This is a genomic window from Tenebrionibacter intestinalis, from assembly GCF_016632365.1.
GTDB lineage: Bacteria > Pseudomonadota > Gammaproteobacteria > Enterobacterales > Enterobacteriaceae > Tenebrionibacter > Tenebrionibacter intestinalis.
The window spans coordinates 23,297-40,741 of record NZ_JAEPBH010000036.1 but is presented as its reverse complement, the minus strand read 5'-3'; the positions used below and the strand labels follow the sequence as shown (position 1 = coordinate 40,741).

The following is a 17,445-nucleotide window of genomic DNA, read 5'->3' as shown; positions in this document are numbered from 1 at the left end:
CCGCACGCCCCGCACGCCCCGCACGCCCCGCACGCCCCGGGAAAGCGTCATTCCCTAACGGAAGAAACCCTCTGCGCCAGCCCGTTTATACTTCGTTGGCGGCACGACTTACGGGCATGATCTCTGCGTTACCTTAAAATAATTCCTCTCTTATTCCGGTAAATTTGTGATGTATGTCGGATTTTTTTGCTGTATTCCCTGTGGAACGTTCCTTTTATTCCCCGTTTCGATTATTCTCGCTGAAGCGTTTCAGTCGAGTATTTGTTCGACAACTATTTAATCGCTGGCTGTTTCATCGTCGGCAAGGTTTCCCTGAAGAGCGGGCTGCATTACTCTGTCCATCTTTTTAGCGGATACCGGCAGGAGAGTTATGACCGTTCGCATTGCGATTAATGGCTTTGGTCGCATTGGGCGTAATGTGGTGCGCGCCCTCTACGAATCCGGGCGTCGTGCGGAATTTACCGTGGTGGCGATCAATGAGCTGGCCGATGCCGCAGGCATGGCGCATTTATTGAAATATGACACCAGTCATGGCCGCTTCGCCTGGGATGTGCGCCAGGAGCGCGATCGGCTGTGGGTTGGCGATGATTCGCTTCGCCTGCTGCATCTGCGTGAAATAGCGGATTTGCCGTGGCGCGAGCTGGACGTGGATATTGTGCTCGACTGTACGGGGGTTTACGGCAGCCGGGCGCACGGCAAGGCGCATATCGCAAGCGGCGCGAAAAAGGTGCTTTTCTCCCACCCCGGCGATAACGACCTTGATGCCACGGTGGTCTATGGCGTCAATCATAATGCGCTGCGTGCGCAGGACTGTATTGTATCTAACGCCTCCTGTACCACCAATTGCATCATCCCGATTATCAAGCTGCTGGACGATGCTTTCGGCATTGAGACTGGCACCGTCACCACGATTCACTCCGCCATGCACGATCAACAGGTTATTGATGCCTACCACCCGGACTTACGGCGTACGCGTGCGGCAAGCCAGTCGATCATTCCTGTGGATACCCGTCTGGCCGCCGGCATTACCCGAATTTTTCCGCAGTTTAATGACAGATTTGAAGCAATAGCGGTGCGCGTGCCGACAATTAATGTCACCGCTATTGATTTGAGCGTGACGCTGAAGAACTCAGTAAACGCTTTAGAAGTCAATCAGTTGCTGCAAAAAGCGGCGCTGGGAGCATTTCATGGTATAGTTGACTATACCGAATTGCCATTAGTGTCGACTGATTTTAACCACGATCCGCACAGCGCTATTGTAGATGGCACGCAGACGCGGGTCAGCGGTGGGCGTCTGGTCAAAACGCTGGTCTGGTGCGACAACGAATGGGGCTTTGCTAACCGGATGCTTGATACCGCGTTAGTCATGGCTGCGCAAGGTTTCAGGTAGGGCGCGGTTTGCGTCCGCAAAACTTTAAGAATCAATGAGAGGATTCACCATGTCTGTAATTAAGATGACCGATCTGGATCTGGCTGGGAAACGCGTACTGATCCGCGCCGATCTGAACGTGCCGGTTAAAGATGGCAAAGTGACGAGCGATGCCCGTATCCGCGCCTCCCTGCCGACCATCGAGCTGGCGTTGAAGCAGGGCGCGAAAGTGATGGTTACTTCCCATCTGGGTCGTCCAACCGAAGGCGAATATAACGAAGAATTCTCTCTGCTGCCGGTTGTTAACTACCTCAAAGACAAGCTCTCTAACCCGGTTCGCCTGGCTAAAGATTACCTTGATGGCGTTGACGTCGCCGCCGGTGAGCTGGTGGTGCTGGAAAACGTGCGTTTCAATAAAGGCGAAAAGAAAGACGACGAAATCCTGTCCAAAAAATACGCGGCGCTGTGCGACGTCTTTGTTATGGACGCTTTCGGCACCGCGCACCGCGCGCAGGCGTCAACCCACGGCGTGGGCAAATTTGCAGAGATTGCCTGCGCAGGCCCGCTGCTGGCCGCTGAGCTGGAGGCGCTGGGTAAAGCGCTCAAAGAGCCGGCGCGCCCGATGGTCGCTATTGTCGGCGGTTCTAAAGTCTCAACGAAACTGACCGTGCTGGATTCACTGTCCAAAATCGCCGATAAACTTATCGTCGGCGGCGGTATTGCGAATACCTTTGTTGCCGCTCAGGGCTATAACGTGGGTAAATCCCTGTACGAAGCGGACCTGGTGGGCGAAGCCAAACGCCTGCTTGGCGAGTGCGACATTCCTGTGCCGACTGACGTACGCGTTGCGACCGAGTTCTCTGAAACAGCGCCTGCAACGCTGAAATCGGTCAATGATATTAAAGACGACGAGCAGATCCTGGACCTGGGCGACGAGTCTGCGCAGAAGCTTGCCGACATTCTGAAAAACGCCAAAACTATCCTCTGGAACGGCCCGGTTGGCGTGTTCGAATTCCCGAACTTCCGCAAAGGCACCGAAATTATTGCCAACGCGATTGCCGACAGCGAAGGATTTTCCATCGCAGGCGGCGGCGATACGCTGGCGGCCATCGATCTGTTTGGTATCGCTGATAAGATCTCCTACATCTCCACCGGCGGCGGCGCATTCCTGGAGTTCGTGGAAGGCAAAGTGCTACCGGCGGTAGCCATGCTCGAAGAGCGCGCTAAAAAATAAGACTGTAAGGGCAGGCGAACCTGCCCTGTTTTTCGCGCGCTTTGATATCATGGCGCGCAACTCTTTTCTCTCGGCTGTAGGATTACGTAACATGTCTAAAATTTTTGATTTCGTAAAACCAGGCGTGATCACTGGTGATGACGTACAAAAAGTGTTCCAGGTAGCAAAAGAAAACAACTTTGCTCTGCCGGCGGTGAATTGTGTGGGCACCGATTCCATTAATGCCGTTCTGGAAACCGCAGCTAAAGTGAAAGCGCCGGTTATCGTTCAGTTCTCTAACGGCGGCGCGCAGTTTATTGCGGGTAAAGGCTTTAAAGGCGAAGGCCAGCAGGCTGCTATTCTGGGCGCAATTTCCGGCGCGCATCACGTCCATCAGATGGCGGAGCACTACGGCGTTCCTGTTATCCTGCACACCGACCACTGCGCGAAGAAATTGCTGCCGTGGATAGACGGTCTGCTGGATGCCGGCGAAAAACACTTTGCCGCCACCGGTAAACCGCTGTTCTCTTCTCACATGATCGACCTGTCTGAAGAGTCGCTGGAAGAAAACATCGAGATCTGTTCTAAGTATCTGGCGCGCATGGCTAAAATGGACATGACGTTGGAAATTGAGCTGGGCTGCACCGGCGGTGAAGAAGACGGCGTAGACAATAGCCACATGGACGCTTCCGCCCTGTATACTCAGCCGGAAGATGTCGATTATGCGTACACGAAACTGAACGCTATCAGCCCGCGTTTCACCATTGCGGCCTCCTTCGGCAACGTTCACGGCGTTTACAAGCCGGGCAATGTGGTCTTGACACCGACCATCCTGCGTGACTCTCAGAAATACGTTTCTGAAAAACACAACCTGCCGCACAACAGCCTGAACTTTGTTTTCCACGGCGGTTCGGGTTCTTCTGCGCAGGAGATTAAAGACTCCGTAAGCTATGGCGTAGTAAAAATGAATATCGATACCGATACCCAGTGGGCAACCTGGGAAGGTATCCTGAACTACTACAAAGAAAACGAAGCGTATCTGCAGGGGCAGTTGGGCAACCCGAAAGGCGAAGACCAGCCGAACAAGAAATACTACGATCCGCGCGTATGGCTGCGTGCAGGTCAGAACAGCATGATTGCGCGTCTGGAACAGGCGTTTAAAGAGCTCAACGCGGTTGACGTGCTGTAAATCATTGTTCGCTTAGCCATCAGGCCCGCCAAATACGGCGGGCTTTTTTATACCGTTTTGTCGCCGGGTCACAAAAGATGAAACAGTTGTAATCTGGTATACTACGCTGCTTTTGCTTACGCTTTACGGACGTGTTGCTTTAACGGGCAGCGATTTTTACCTGATTTAACGTAAGAAGGACTCGTGAATGGATGATCTTAACGTAATAAATGGTATTAATAATGCCGGGAGTTGGCTGGTGCGCCATCAGACGCTGCTGATTAGCTACGCGGTTAATATCGTTGCAGCGATCGCCATTATTATTGTCGGCCTGATTATTGCCCGCACGGTTTCCGCAGCGGTGGATCGCCTAATGCGCAAGCGCCACATTGACAGCACCGTGGCTGATTTCCTGTCGGTGCTGGTGCGTTATGGCATTATTGCTTTTACGCTGATTGCTGCGCTGGGACGCGTGGGCGTACAGACCGCATCCGTTATTGCCGTGCTCGGCGCTGCGGGTTTAGCCGTGGGGCTGGCGCTACAGGGGTCGCTGTCTAACCTGGCGGCGGGCGTGCTGCTGGTGACATTCCGCCCGTTTCGCGCAGGGGAGTATGTTGATCTCGGCGGCGTTGCCGGCACCGTTAACAATGTACAGATCTTTTCCACCACGTTGCGCACGGCTGACGGCAAAATGGTGGTGGTGCCAAACGGTAAAATTATCGCGGGTAATATTATTAATTTTTCCCGTGAACCGGAACGCCGCAATGAGTTTATCATTGGCGTTTCTTATGATGCCGATACCGATGAAGTCCTTAAGACTCTCAAAGATATTGTTGAAGCAGACGATCGTATTCTGAAAGAGCGCGGTATAACGGTTCGCCTGAATGAACTGGGGCCATCAACGGTAAATTATGTCGTGCGCACCTGGAGCAAAAGCGGCGATCTGCAGGAGGTTTACTGGGATGTGCTTGAGCGCATTAAGCGCGCCTTTGATGAGAAAGGCATCAGCTTTCCTTACCCACAAATGGATGTGCATGTAAGTCAGGCGCCGCAATCGACGCAATCCCGCCAGCCATAGCCTGTTTATCTGGGGGCCGCTTGCAACGGCCCTTTTCATTGCGCTTTAACATTAATTTTTTTTATCGTCGATTAAAATTAACTATTTCCGCTAATGTTTTTTGCCCGTTACACTTTGCCTCATTCTGTGAAGTGAGAGAACGTAGCGTGTTGTCATATTATTTTCAGGGCTTTACGCTGGGAGCGGCGATGATTTTGCCGCTGGGGCCGCAAAATGCTTTTGTGATGAATCAGGGTATACGCCGCCAGTATCATCTGATGGTGGCGTTGCTGTGCGCATTGAGTGATTTAGTGTTGATCTGCGCCGGGATATTTGGCGGCAGCGCGCTGCTGTCGCATTCGTCATGGTTGTTAATGCTGGTAACGTGGGGGGGCGTGGGCTTCCTGCTCTGGTACGGCTGGGGCGCGCTGCGCGCGGCAATGCGCCGTGACATTAATCTGTTGCAGACCGGGGTAATGAAGCAGGGGCGGCTCAGGATAATCATTTCCATGCTTGCGGTGACCTGGCTTAATCCCCACGTTTACCTTGATACCTTCGTCGTGCTGGGCAGTCTCGGCGGGCAACTGGAGATGGCGCCAAAGCGATGGTTCGCCATTGGCACCATCAGCGCCTCTTTCTTATGGTTTTTTAGCCTTGCGCTGCTTGCAGCCTGGCTTGCGCCAAAGCTGTGTACCGTACCGGCGCAGCGAATGATTAACGCGGCGGTAGGTATCATTATGATTGTTATCGCCTTGCGCCTGGCGCACGACGCAGCGCGCCACCTTATGCCGCTGTTCGCGTGACTATCTCCAATCCAATAGATTTTCTTTTCACGCAAGCTATGTTTTTGCGAGGCATTGTCCATCCTGGACGTTAAGCTATTCTGGTTCGGCGCCAGTAATGATACATTTTACGGACTTTTCTCCGCGCAGTGGGGGAAAACCATGTGGAACAAGGTACGGAGGTAATACAGTGAAGTTTAAACTTTTAGCGTTGGTCGCCGTGTTGGGGTTCGCAACATTTGCCGTGCAGGCAAATGAATTACCTGACGGGCCGCATGTCGTGACGTCAGGCGCCGCCAGCGTTGACGCTGCGCCGGATATCGCTACTGTTGCCATTGAGGTAAAAGTATCGGCGAAGGATGCCGCCAACGCCAAAAAACAGGCTGACGATCGTGTGGCCGAATACCTCACCTTCCTGCAAAAGAGCGGCGTGGAGAAAAAAGACATCAGCTCTGCGAATCTGCGTACGCAGCCGGAATATGACTACCTGAAAGATGGCAAATCTCAGCTTAAGGGGTACGCCGCAGTGCGTTCCGTTGAAGTGACTGTACGCCAGTTGGATCGGTTAAATGAGCTGCTGGACGGCGCGCTGAAGGCCGGGCTGAACGAAATTCGTTCGGTAACGATGGGGGTGGCGAATCCGGAACAGTACAAAGATAAAGCGCGCAAAGCGGCCATTGACGACGCGACAGCGCAGGCGCGCAAGCTGGCCCAGGGCTTTAACAGTAAACTCGGCCCGGTTTACAGCGTGCGCTATCACGTGGCGAACTATCGCCCGGTACCGATGGTACGCATGATGAAAGCCGCTGATTCCGCACCGGTTAGCGCGCAGGAAACTTACGATCAGCAGACGATACAGTTTGACGATCGGGTCGATGTAGTATTTGAACTGCAGCCGGGCGGGCAGCTTAGCGAGCAGCCTGCTGTTGCGAAAAACGACGGCGCGCAGTAACGCAATGCCCGTTCCGGGCGCGTAGCAGTCGTAAAAAGCCGCCTGTTAAACCACGCCATTATTCTGCGCGGTTTAACGGGCGGGCATTCAGGCCTGCGTGGGGATGCTGGCGGCGTCGGGCCTTTTTTTTCTGTTTATTCAATCCTGGCGCAATACGCGGTGGCCATAAGACAGCAGCGCGTCGGTAACATTTCGCATCATGCGGCTTTCAGGCGCAAAACGGTGCCAGAACAGCATGCGACGCTGGAAAAGCCCCGGCGTCAAATCAATCAACTCGCCGCTTGCCAGCTCGCGCTCAATTTGCAGATGCGGGATCATACAGCAGGTGGTGCCCTGGCGTGCAAGCTGAACAAAGGCTTCGGATGAATTAACGATATGACACGGTACGCTGCCGGGAGGCAGGTCGAAATTTTGCTGCAAAAAGGCCTGATGCATATCATCAAGATGATCAAAGGCCACGGCGGGCGCTTTCAGCAGCGCCGAACGGGTGACGCCGTTTGGGAAGTACCGCTCGGAAAACGCTTTTGAACCCACAAACAGATAATCGAGCGCGCCCAGTTTATCCACAAGGCAGCTTGGCAGCGGCTGGGGCTGGATACTGACGGCGCCCACCACTTCGCCGCGGCGCAGGCGCTCCTGCGTGCGGGTTTCGTCTTCCACCTGTAAATTCAGGCGAACCGGAGAATCGACCAGCACCGGCGCCAGCGCGGGCAGAAACCAGGTCGCCAGGCTATCGGCGTTAACCGCAAGCGACAGCAGCAGCGGCGTGGAGCCGGTTTGCTCATCTCCCAGCCATTCGTCTTCCAGAAGCTCCACCTGGCGCAGCAGCGCCAGCAGCCTCTGGCCCTGTTCGGTAGGGCGAGGCGGAATGGTGCGTACCAGCAGCGGTTGCCCGAACATATTTTCCAGTTGTTTGATGCGCTGCGATACCGCAGATTGGGTAATGCACAGCTTCTGCGCCGCGCGCTCAAAGCCACGCTCGCGGATAACCGCATCCAGCGCCTGTAATGTTCTGTAGTCCGGGCGTTTCATAATGATATTGCACTCCTTCTGGTCGCTTGCCAGGCCACTATGACACAATTTTGCTGACGATCCAGCAAATTACGTCCTGTGACGCAGGCGTTATTACCGCGATCCTGGCCGCAAATTTTTACCTGATGCTTTATAATGCGCGTCATATTTCATACCACGGGCAAAGAATGATGACGCAGGATGAACTGAAAAAAGCGGTTGGCTGGGCCGCGCTGGAATATGTGCAGCCGGGAACTATTGTCGGTGTAGGAACAGGCTCGACGGCCGCGCATTTTATCGATGCGCTTGGCACAATCAAACATCAGATTGATGGCGCGGTATCCAGTTCTGACGCTTCCACGGCGAAGCTTAAAGCGCTGGGTATTGCGGTTTACGATCTTAACGAGGTGGATAGCCTGGGGATTTATGTCGACGGCGCTGATGAGATCAACGGTAATATGCAGATGATCAAAGGCGGCGGCGCGGCGCTGACCCGTGAAAAAATTATTGCCTCGGTGGCGAAAACATTTGTTTGTATAGCCGACGCTTCCAAGCAGGTAGCGATACTTGGCCGCTTTCCGCTGCCGGTAGAGGTGATACCTATGGCGCGCAGCAGCGTCGCGCGTGAACTGGTCAAGCTTGGCGGACGCCCGGAGTATCGTCAGAACGTTGTAACGGATAATGGCAATGTGATTCTCGATGTACACGGGCTTGAAATTATCGATCCCGTAGCGCTTGAAGATGCCATTAACGCGCTTGCCGGCGTTGTGACCGTGGGGCTGTTTGCCCGCCGTGGCGCCGACATTGCGCTTATTGGCGGTGCCGATGGCGTAAAAACCATTAAAAAATGATTCAACCGGGGCGCAGGCGCGCCCCGGGCTGAAGAAATTTCCCCTCTCTGATATTTGGTGACTTCTGTCACATATTTTTGACCATTGCGGGTTTTGTTCTGTTCTTAATTTCTATGTTGGTTTTTTGTGCTGCTTTCTTCTTTTACTTGCCTCTTCTTCAGTAAAGTGACGCAAACGTTCATATTGCCGCAGTCACAAATTTTGATATGTTGAGGCAAGGCTGGTTTATTTCCGCCAGGTAGAACACAACAGAACAATTCAGATAAAACAGGGTCGGGTCATGGCAAAAGTATCGCTGGAGAAGGACAAGATTAAATTTCTTCTGGTTGAGGGGGTACACCAGAAGGCGATCGATAATCTGCGCGCGGCAGGTTATACCAACATCGAATTTCATAAAGGGGCGCTCGACAGCGAAGATCTGAAGGCCTCCGTACGCGATGCGCACTTTATTGGCATTCGCTCCCGAACGCACCTGAGCGAAGAAATTTTCGCTGCGGCTGAAAAACTGGTCGCAGTGGGCTGTTTTTGTATCGGTACGAATCAGGTCGATCTTAACGCAGCGGCAAAACGCGGTATCCCGGTGTTCAACGCGCCCTTTTCCAATACCCGCTCCGTGGCTGAGCTGGTCATTGGCGAACTGCTGCTTTTGCTGCGCGGGGTGCCGCAGGCGAATGCTAAAGCGCACCGCGGCGTGTGGCACAAGCAGGCCGTGGGGTGTTATGAAGCGCGCGGTAAAAAGCTTGGCATCATCGGCTATGGCCATATTGGCACCCAGCTTGGCATCCTGGCGGAATCGCTCGGTATGCACGTCTATTTCTATGATATTGAAAATAAACTGCCGCTTGGCAATGCCACGCAGGTAAACCATCTCTCGGATTTGCTGAATATGAGCGATGTGGTTACGCTGCATGTGCCGGAAAATGCCAGCACCAAAAATATGATTAGCGCGCGGGAGTTAACGCTGATGAAGCCGGGGGCGCTGTTGATTAATGCCTCGCGCGGTACGGTGGTGGATATCCCGTCACTGTGCGATGCGCTGGCGAGCGGGCATCTTTCCGGCGCGGCGATTGACGTGTTTCCGACGGAACCCGCCACAAACAGCGATCCGTTCACCTCGCCGCTGTGTGAGTTTGATAACGTAATTCTCACGCCGCACATTGGCGGCTCCACTCAGGAAGCGCAGGAGAATATTGGTATTGAAGTGGCGGGTAAACTCAGCAAGTATTCTGATAACGGCTCGACGCTCTCTGCTGTAAATTTTCCGGAAGTCTCTTTGCCGCAGCATAGCGCGAATACCAGCCGCCTGCTGCATATTCATGAAAACCGCCCGGGCGTGTTGACGGCAATCAACCAGATTTTCGCCGCACAGGGTGTGAACATTGCCGCGCAGTACCTGCAAACATCGCCGCAGGTGGGGTATGTCGTGATTGATATTGATGCGCAAAAAGAGACGGCTGATAAAGCGCTTGATGCGATGAAAGCGATTCCGGGAACGATTCGCGCGCGGCTGCTGTACTGATTGCGCGCCATAAGTTAAGCACAGGCCTTCGCAGCGCGGAGGCTTTTTTGTGGGGCAAAACACGCAGCGGTCGGGAAGTTAAGCCATTGAACGCCTGCGGTTTTACCACTGCCACAGGCGTGATGGCGTAATAATGGTCGGCAGCGGAATATCCCAGGATTCAGAAGGCAACGCTTCTACCTGCTGGCAGTCGTGGGCGTAGCCGACCGGCGTAAAGCCGTGTTGCCGCCAGTTTTGCAGCGTTCGATCATAAAAACCGCCGCCCATGCCAAGACGTTGGCCGGTTCGGTCGAAGGCCACCATTGGCACAATGATCGTATCCAGTTTATTGAGCGGTAAAACGGCGCGTACGTCGAGGCGGGGTTCGGCAATGTTCAGCACGTTATGCGTCATTGCCGTTTGCGGCGAGTAATGCACAAAGAGCAGATTACCCCGGCTGAAGGGGTGCAGTACCGGCAGGTAAACCTGTTGGCCGTTACGCCACAGCGCATCAATCAGCGGACGCGTGTTCAGTTCACCGTCGAAGGAGAGAAAAACCGCAAGGCGACGGGCCTGCGCTATTGGCGGATATGCCAGCGCGCGTGCGCAGGCCCTGCGGGCGTAAAGCCGTTGCGCGCGTGCCGAAAGGCCGCGGCGGCGCTGGCGTACCTGCTGGCGAATTTGTTGACGTGTCGGAAGGGAAAGTACGCTTTGCGTCATAAAAGCCGTAAAAAGAGGAATCTCCGGGATGCCGCCGTGGGCTGTAACCCTTGAACCCGTGGTTCAAGGTGAATGCGTCGTCACAAGCTTAAGGCTTCCCGGGCGAACCGGGCATGCACACCGCTCGTGGAGCGTCACATTCTTGTGGTATGAAATATCGGCTCAGGGGACTGGCCCACTTGCAAACATCCCAGAGAAATTTTGTTCTTCACAGTTACTCTACCATAGCCGACCATGAAGTATTATTCAAACTTTAGTCCGGTTCTTTCCGGATTGCGACCCTGTTCGAGCAACGCCTGCTCAAGGGTTTTCTGGAGCGTGCGGATACGTTGCTCCATACTGGCGGCATAGTCGCTGGTTTTGTGCTTTTCCTGTTCAAGCTCGTAGCAAATGTTCAGCGCGGCAATGAAAACCAGTTGCTCGGTGTTGCTTACCCGAGTACGGATTTTGAGATCCTGCAATCGCCGGTCCAGCTCTTCTGCGGCTTTGCTGAGCGCTTCCCGCTGTTCTGGCGGGCAGTTTACCCGCAGCGAGCGCCCAAAAATTTGGATATCGACTGGTTGTGCAGACATGCCACCTTCCTGCTGTTAATTCGCCAGCCATTTACCACCGCCAGGCGGCAAAGGGGCGTCACTATAGCTACCCTGATATGAAGATACAAGCCCTTTTCTGGTATCAGCGGGCTGCATGATGGTAGCATAACATGAACTCTTCCTCTCAACGACGATGAATGCGCATGTCTATAAAGAACAACGGTATGCCTGGTTATCACACACTGGGCCAACAGCTTAATCAACAGGGTGTGGGGTTAACGCCTGCGGAGATGCATGGCCTTATTAGCGGCATGCTGTGCGGCGGAAACAAAGACAGTAGCTGGCAGCCGCTGCTGCACGATTTGACCAATGAAGGAATGGCATTCAGTAAAAACCTCTCTGATACCCTGCAACAATTGCATTCCGTCACCAGCGATGCGCTGGAAGACGACGGCTTCCTGTTTCAGCTTTACCTGCCGCAAGGCGAAGATATCAGCGTATTTGAGCGCGCCGACGCGCTGGCGGGCTGGGTTAATCACTTCCTGCTTGGCCTGGGCGTAACGCAGCCGAAACTGGATAAGATAACCGGTGAAACCGCAGAAGCTATCGACGATCTGCGTAATATTGCCCAACTGGGCTATGACGAAGATGAAGATCAGGAAGAACTGGGAATGTCGCTGGAAGAGGTGATTGAATACGTGCGTGTTGCCGCCCTGCTGTGCCACGATTCATTTACGCGCCCGGCCCCGACGGCCCCCGAAGTGCAAAAACCCACGTTACATTAAAGTTGCCTGATTCAGGCGGCTAAAGGCACGGGCGCTTAAACGCCTCAGGTTGTTGACAAGGAAGGAAAAAACGGGGTTTTTCCTTCTTTAAGGTAAGCAGGAGAAAATCAATTCGTTGATTTTCCATGTTTTTATTGTGTTTCATCCATCTGTCTGCGACAGGATGGGGGTTGTCGGCAGTCTCAGGCGCTTAAACGCCTCTGTCTGACGTAGAAGAAATTGTAAAACTCAGGAGGTGCCATGACACAGCAGGAGTTTCTTCGCCGCCGCCAGACGCTGCTGGCGAAAATGGCGCCCGGCAGCGCGGCGCTGATTTTTGCCGCGCCGCAAGCGCCGCGCAGCGCCGATAGCGATTATCCTTACCGTCAGAACAGCGATTTCTGGTATTTCACCGGCTTTAATGAACCGGAAGCGGTACTGGTGCTGATTAAAAGCAGCGAAAACCATAGCCATAGCGTGCTGTTTAATCGCGTGCGCGATAAGAGCGCGGAGATCTGGTTTGGTCGTCGCATGGGGCAGGAGGCGGCGCCGGAGAAACTGGCGATTGACCGCGCTTTGCCATACAGCGAAATCGGCCAGCAACTCTGGCGACTGTTGAACGGACTGGATGTCGTCTATCATGCTCAGGGGCTGTATCCTTGCGCCGATAAAATCGTTTTCGCCGCGCTGGAGAAGCTGCGCGCGGGTACGCGCCAGAACCTGAGCGCGCCGGCGTCCATTACCGACTGGCGACCCTGGGTACACGAAATGCGCCTGTTTAAATCGCCAGAAGAGATTGCCGTGCTGCGCCGTGCGGGTGAAATTAGCGCGCTGGCCCATACGCGGGCAATGACGCATTGTCGTCCCGGCATGTTTGAATATCACCTTGAAGGCGAAATTCATCACGAATTTAATCGCCACGGCGCGCGTTACCCTTCATACAACACTATTGTTGGCGCGGGTGAAAACGCCTGCATTCTGCACTATACCGAAAATGAAAGCGAGATTCGCGACGGCTCTCTGGTCTTGATCGACGCAGGCTGTGAATACCAGGGCTATGCAGGCGATATTACCCGCACTTTTCCGGCAAACGGCAAATTTACCGCGCCGCAGCGGGAGATTTACGACATCGTGCTGGCGTCGCTGGAAAAGGCGCTTGCGCTGTATCGGCCCGGCACCTCTATTCAGGCCGTAACCGGCGAAGTGGTGCGCATTATGGTGAGCGGCCTGGTGCGCCTGGGTATACTTCATGGCGACGTTGAGCAACGGGTGGCGGAAAATGCGCATCGCCCCTTTTTCATGCATGGCCTGAGCCACTGGCTGGGACTGGATGTGCATGACGTCGGCAGCTATGACCAGGATCGCTCTCGCCTGCTGGAGCCGGGCATGGTGCTGACCGTCGAACCGGGTTTGTATATCTCGCCGGATGCCGATGTGCCCGCGCAATACCGCGGTATCGGCATTCGTATCGAAGACGATATTGTCATAACTGAAACCGGCAACGAAAATCTCACCGCCGGCGTGGTTAAGCGCGCTGATGATATCGAAGCGCTGATGGCGGCGGCGCGCGTATGAGCGTCATTATCGCAGGCGGCGGTATGAACGGCGCTACGCTTGCGCTTGCGCTTGCGCACTTTAGCGGCGGCAGGCTTCCCGTTCACCTGATAGAGGCGACGCAGCCGTCTTCTGAGCGCCATCCCGGCTTTGATGCGCGCGCTATCGCGCTGGCGCAAGGCACGTGTCAGCAACTGGCGAGTATCGGCGTCTGGCCTGCATTGGCCGACTGCGCCACGGCGATTAATACCGTTCACGTCAGCGATCGTGGCCATGCCGGTTTCGTTACGATTGACGCCGGGGATTATCAAACAAATGCGCTGGGTCAGGTTGTGGAGCTGCATGACGTTGGGCTGCGCTTGTTTGATCTGTTGCGTTGCGCGCCGGGTGTAACGTTGCATTGCCCGCAGCGCGTGATGCGCAGCAATCGCACGGCTGAGGGCGTTAGCGTGACGCTTGATAACGGCGAAACGCTGAGCGGCGCTCTTCTGGTCGCCGCCGACGGCAGCCGCTCGCCGCTGGCGACGCAGTGCGGGATTGACTGGCATAAAGAAGATTATGGTCAGGTTGCCGTTATCGCCAATATCAGCACGGCGCTGCCGCACGGCGGCCGCGCCTGGGAGCGTTTCACCGCCGAAGGGCCGCTGGCGATGCTGCCTATGTCCGGCGGGCGCTGCTCGCTGGTGTGGTGCCGGGCGGCGGAAAAGCGCGATGAGGTAATGAGCTGGCATGAGGCGCGCTTTTGTAATGAGTTACAGCGTGTTTTCGGCTGGCGGCTGGGGCGCATTACCCACGCAGGCGTACGCAGCGCTTATCCGCTGGCGCTCACCCGCGCCTCGCACAGCATCACGCATCGGCTGGCGCTGGTGGGGAACGCTGCGCAAACGCTCCACCCCATTGCCGGCCAGGGCTTTAACCTGGGTATGCGTGACGTAATGACGCTTGCTGAAACAGTGGCGGCAGGGTGGCTGCGTGGTCAGGATGTGGGGAGTCGGCCGGTGCTGGCGGCATATCAGGCGCGTCGCCGCCCCGATCGTGCGGCCACCGTTGGCGTAACCGACGGCCTGGCGCGGCTGTTTGCCAACCGCTGGGCGCCGCTGGTAGTCGGGCGCGGCGTTGGGCTGGCGGCGATGGATCATTTAACGCCAGCGCGCGATGCGCTGGCCAGACGTACCCTTGGCTGGGTTGCGCGTTAACGGGAGAGGCTAAAGAGTGCAAAGCGTGGATGTGGCGATTGTCGGTGGCGGAATGGTGGGGCTTGCGCTTGCCTGTGGATTACAGGGCAGCGGGTTGCGGGTTGCGGTGCTGGAGCGCTGCGTGCCGGAAACGCTGGATGGCGATGCGCCGCCGGCGTTGCGCGTATCCGCCATCAACAGCGCAAGCGAGAAGTTGCTTACGCGGCTTGGCGTCTGGAACGCAATTATCGCACAGCGCGCCAGTTGCTATCACGGCATGGAAGTGTGGGACCGCGACAGCTTTGGGCGCATCAGTTTTGACGATCGCCGCTTTGGCTTTAGCCATCTTGGGTACATTATCGAGAATGCCGTTATTCACCAGGCGTTGTGGGAAAAGGCGCAACGCTGCGCTGATATTACGCTACTGGCCCCGGTTGAGATGCAGCAGGTCGCCTGGGGGGAAAACGAAGCATTTCTGACGTTAAAAGATGGTACGATGCTAACGGCCCGGCTGGTGGTGGGGGCCGACGGCGCGCGTTCATGGCTGCGCCAACAGGCGGATATTCCGCTTGCGTCGTGGGATTATCGCCATCATGCGCTGGTGGCCACTATCCGCACGGCGCAGGCGCATCATGCGGTAGCGCGCCAGGTTTTTCACGGCGATGGTGTGCTGGCGTTTCTGCCGCTGAGCGATCCTTATTTGTGCTCTATTGTCTGGTCGCTTTCGCCGCAAGAGGCGGAGCGCATGCGGCTGGCTGATAATAAAATTTTTAATCAGGCGCTGACGGTGGCGTTTGATAATCGCCTGGGGCTTTGTCAGCTACAGAGCGAGCGGCAGGTCTTCCCGCTGGTTGGCCGCTATGCGCGCCAGTTTGCCGCCCACAGGCTGGCGCTGGTTGGCGATGCGGCGCATACTATTCATCCGCTGGCCGGCCAGGGGGCGAACCTTGGCTTTATGGATGCGGCGCAATTGATAGCTGAAGTGCGGCGTTTGCATGAGCAGGGCAAAGATATCGGACACTACCTGTATCTGCGCCGCTATGAGCGCAGCCGCAAGCACAGCGCCGCGCTGATGCTGGCGGGGATGCAGGGATTTCGTGAGCTGTTTGCAGGCAGCAATCCTGCGAAAAAGCTACTGCGCGATATTGGGTTAAAGCTTGCCGACACGCTGCCTGGCGTGAAGCCGCAGTTAATTCGCCAGGCGATGGGGTTAAGCGATCTTCCCGACTGGTTACGCTAACTATACCGCTTGCTCCTTTCGCTACCGTAAAGGAGCATTTTCTCATTTGAAATATTCTAATCTCACCCCTGGTTTCGCATTAGATTAACTAATCCGAGCGCAATTCTTTTGTATCATTTTTGTTTTTATTTTTATCAAAAATGTTAAGTTTGCCGGGTTTTAAGACGAAATATCGCGCGTATTTGTGCGCAGTTTCGCAATTATCTGGTTAAAGAACCTGTCTTTCATTACGCATTCTATCGCTTCGGGGTAATCCGATGGGCCGGTGCGGCTTATGGTTTAGCGCAGGTTTCGGTGATAAGTTCAGTGCAAAGGTAACGTTTGCGTCTGCGCCTTTTTAGGGCGGGCGCCGGGTTTCGCCCCGTTTCATAACGGGGCGAAAAGGAAACCCCCACCGTACTGAAAGAGGACAAAATGGCTCAACAGACCCCTTTGTTTGAACAACACACGCTGTGCGGCGCGCGCATGGTGGATTTTCATGGCTGGATGATGCCGCTGCACTATGGTTCTCAGCTTGATGAACACCACGCAGTACGCACGGATGCCGGGATGTTCGATGTTTCCCACATGACTATTGTCGATTTGCAGGGCGCCCGCACGCAGGCGTTTTTACGCTATTTGCTTGCTAACGATGTCGCAAAGCTGACCAAACCGGGCAAAGCGCTCTATACCCCCATGTTGAATGCGTCTGCGGGGGTTATCGACGACCTCATTGTTTACTACTTCTCTGAAGATCGCTTCCGTATGGTGGTGAATTCCGCTACGCGTGAAAAGGATCTGGCCTGGATTACCCGTCATGCGCAGCCTTACGGCGTTTCGCTCGCTGTGCGTGACGATTTGGCGCTGATCGCCGTTCAGGGGCCGCAGGCTAAAGAAAAAGCGGCAACGTTGTTTACGCCGCAGCAGCGTGATGCCGTAGCGCAGATGAAGCCGTTTTTTGGCGTTCAGACGGGGGAGTGGTTTATCGCAACAACCGGTTATACCGGCGAAGCGGGTTATGAGATTGCTATGCCTGCGCAACAGGCAGCCGCGTTCTGGCAGCAGCTTTTGAAAGCAGGCGTTAAGCCTTGCGGCCTTGGGGCGCGCGATACGCTGCGCCTGGAGGCAGGGATGAACCTCTACGGGCAGGAAATGGATGAGGGCGTATCGCCGCTGGCTGCCAATATGGGCTGGACTATCGCCTGGGAGCCGCAGGAGCGCGACTTTATTGGCCGTGACGCGCTGCTCCTCCAGCGCGAGCGCGGCACGGAGCAACTGGTTGGTCTGGTCATGACCGAAAAAGGGGTGCTGCGCGGTGAACTGCCGGTGCGTTTCACCGATGTCAACGGCAACCTGCAGGAAGGCGTTATCACCAGCGGAACGTTTTCCCCGACGCTGGGCTACAGCATTGCGCTGGCGCGCGTGCCGCAGGGTATTGGCGATACTGCCGTCGTGCAGATTCGTAACCGTGAAATGCCGGTAAAAGTGACCAAACCTGTCTTTGTTCGCGCCGGGAAAGCCGTCGTATAAATCAATACTTTTAATACCCATGCAAGAGCGCAGGGATATCAGGAGAGAA

Annotated in this window: 16 protein-coding genes and 1 other RNA gene; 13 read left to right on the top strand and 4 right to left on the bottom strand. The window is 55.3% G+C overall.

Annotated elements, in window-relative coordinates:
• Positions 1-370 precede the first annotated feature (370 nt).
• From epd to JJB97_RS13610, 6 genes are all read left to right on the top strand, one after another.
• Positions 371-1,390, top strand: coding sequence for an erythrose-4-phosphate dehydrogenase (gene epd / locus JJB97_RS13635; protein WP_238714541.1), 1,020 nt, complete (start codon positions 371-373; stop codon positions 1,388-1,390).
• Positions 1,391-1,439: 49 nt separating this feature from the next.
• Positions 1,440-2,603 (top strand): phosphoglycerate kinase, encoded by a 1,164-nt coding sequence (gene pgk / locus JJB97_RS13630; protein ID WP_238714540.1) that lies wholly within the window; start codon positions 1,440-1,442, stop codon positions 2,601-2,603.
• Between the two features lie 91 nt (positions 2,604-2,694).
• Positions 2,695-3,771 (top strand): class II fructose-bisphosphate aldolase, encoded by a 1,077-nt coding sequence (fbaA, locus tag JJB97_RS13625; RefSeq protein ID WP_238714539.1) that lies wholly within the window; start codon positions 2,695-2,697, stop codon positions 3,769-3,771.
• 187 nt (positions 3,772-3,958) lie between these two features.
• Complete coding sequence (mscS, locus tag JJB97_RS13620; RefSeq protein ID WP_238714538.1) at positions 3,959-4,828, top strand: small-conductance mechanosensitive channel MscS; 870 nt, start codon at positions 3,959-3,961, stop codon at positions 4,826-4,828.
• 146 nt (positions 4,829-4,974) lie between these two features.
• On the top strand, positions 4,975-5,610 hold the full coding sequence (gene argO / locus JJB97_RS13615) for an arginine exporter ArgO (protein WP_238714537.1): 636 nt from the start codon (positions 4,975-4,977) through the stop codon (positions 5,608-5,610).
• Positions 5,611-5,779: 169 nt separating this feature from the next.
• A complete protein-coding gene (locus tag JJB97_RS13610; protein ID WP_238714536.1) occupies positions 5,780-6,541 on the top strand; it encodes an oxidative stress defense protein in 762 nt (253 codons plus the stop codon).
• Positions 6,542-6,679: 138 nt separating this feature from the next.
• On the opposite strand, the gene JJB97_RS13605 is transcribed toward JJB97_RS13610, so the two are convergent.
• Complete coding sequence (locus JJB97_RS13605) at positions 6,680-7,573, bottom strand: LysR family transcriptional regulator ArgP (protein ID WP_238714535.1); 894 nt, start codon at positions 7,571-7,573, stop codon at positions 6,680-6,682.
• A gap of 170 nt (positions 7,574-7,743) precedes the next feature.
• Between JJB97_RS13605 and rpiA the strand changes: the two genes are divergently transcribed.
• Positions 7,744-8,403 carry a ribose-5-phosphate isomerase RpiA gene (rpiA, locus tag JJB97_RS13600; protein ID WP_238714545.1) on the top strand — a complete coding sequence of 220 codons (660 nt, stop codon included), beginning with the start codon at positions 7,744-7,746 and terminating at the stop codon, positions 8,401-8,403.
• Positions 8,404-8,683: 280 nt separating this feature from the next.
• Positions 8,684-9,922 (top strand): phosphoglycerate dehydrogenase, encoded by a 1,239-nt coding sequence (gene serA / locus JJB97_RS13595; RefSeq protein ID WP_238714534.1) that lies wholly within the window; start codon positions 8,684-8,686, stop codon positions 9,920-9,922.
• A 102-nt stretch (positions 9,923-10,024) separates the two neighbouring features.
• On the opposite strand, the gene JJB97_RS13590 is transcribed toward serA, so the two are convergent.
• The 3 genes from JJB97_RS13590 to zapA form a co-directional block, all read right to left on the bottom strand.
• Positions 10,025-10,621: a 5-formyltetrahydrofolate cyclo-ligase gene (locus tag JJB97_RS13590; RefSeq protein ID WP_238714533.1), complete on the bottom strand. Its 597-nt coding sequence runs from the start codon at positions 10,619-10,621 to the stop codon at positions 10,025-10,027.
• 16 nt (positions 10,622-10,637) lie between these two features.
• Positions 10,638-10,821: non-coding RNA, 6S RNA (ssrS, locus tag JJB97_RS13585), on the bottom strand.
• A gap of 42 nt (positions 10,822-10,863) precedes the next feature.
• Positions 10,864-11,193, bottom strand: coding sequence for a cell division protein ZapA (zapA, locus tag JJB97_RS13580; protein ID WP_238714532.1), 330 nt, complete (start codon positions 11,191-11,193; stop codon positions 10,864-10,866).
• Positions 11,194-11,357: 164 nt separating this feature from the next.
• Here zapA and JJB97_RS13575 point away from each other — a divergent pair, with 164 nt between their 5' ends.
• From JJB97_RS13575 to gcvT, 5 genes are all read left to right on the top strand, one after another.
• Positions 11,358-11,939, top strand: coding sequence for a YecA/YgfB family protein (locus JJB97_RS13575; RefSeq protein ID WP_238714531.1), 582 nt, complete (start codon positions 11,358-11,360; stop codon positions 11,937-11,939).
• 240 nt (positions 11,940-12,179) lie between these two features.
• The gene (pepP, locus tag JJB97_RS13570) at positions 12,180-13,493 is read left to right on the top strand and encodes a Xaa-Pro aminopeptidase (protein ID WP_238714530.1); all 1,314 of its coding nucleotides are present in this window, start codon (positions 12,180-12,182) and stop codon (positions 13,491-13,493) included.
• Entirely contained in the window at positions 13,490-14,668 is a 1,179-nt protein-coding gene (ubiH, locus tag JJB97_RS13565) for a 2-octaprenyl-6-methoxyphenyl hydroxylase (protein WP_238714529.1), read from the top strand. The genes pepP and ubiH overlap by 4 nt, the downstream gene beginning before the upstream one ends.
• 16 nt (positions 14,669-14,684) lie before the next feature.
• Entirely contained in the window at positions 14,685-15,887 is a 1,203-nt protein-coding gene (gene ubiI / locus JJB97_RS13560; RefSeq protein WP_238714528.1) for an FAD-dependent 2-octaprenylphenol hydroxylase, read from the top strand.
• A gap of 414 nt (positions 15,888-16,301) precedes the next feature.
• Positions 16,302-17,396, top strand: a complete 1,095-nt coding sequence (gene gcvT / locus JJB97_RS13555) for a glycine cleavage system aminomethyltransferase GcvT (RefSeq protein ID WP_238714527.1) — start codon at positions 16,302-16,304, stop codon at positions 17,394-17,396.
• Positions 17,397-17,445: the final 49 nt, after the last annotated feature.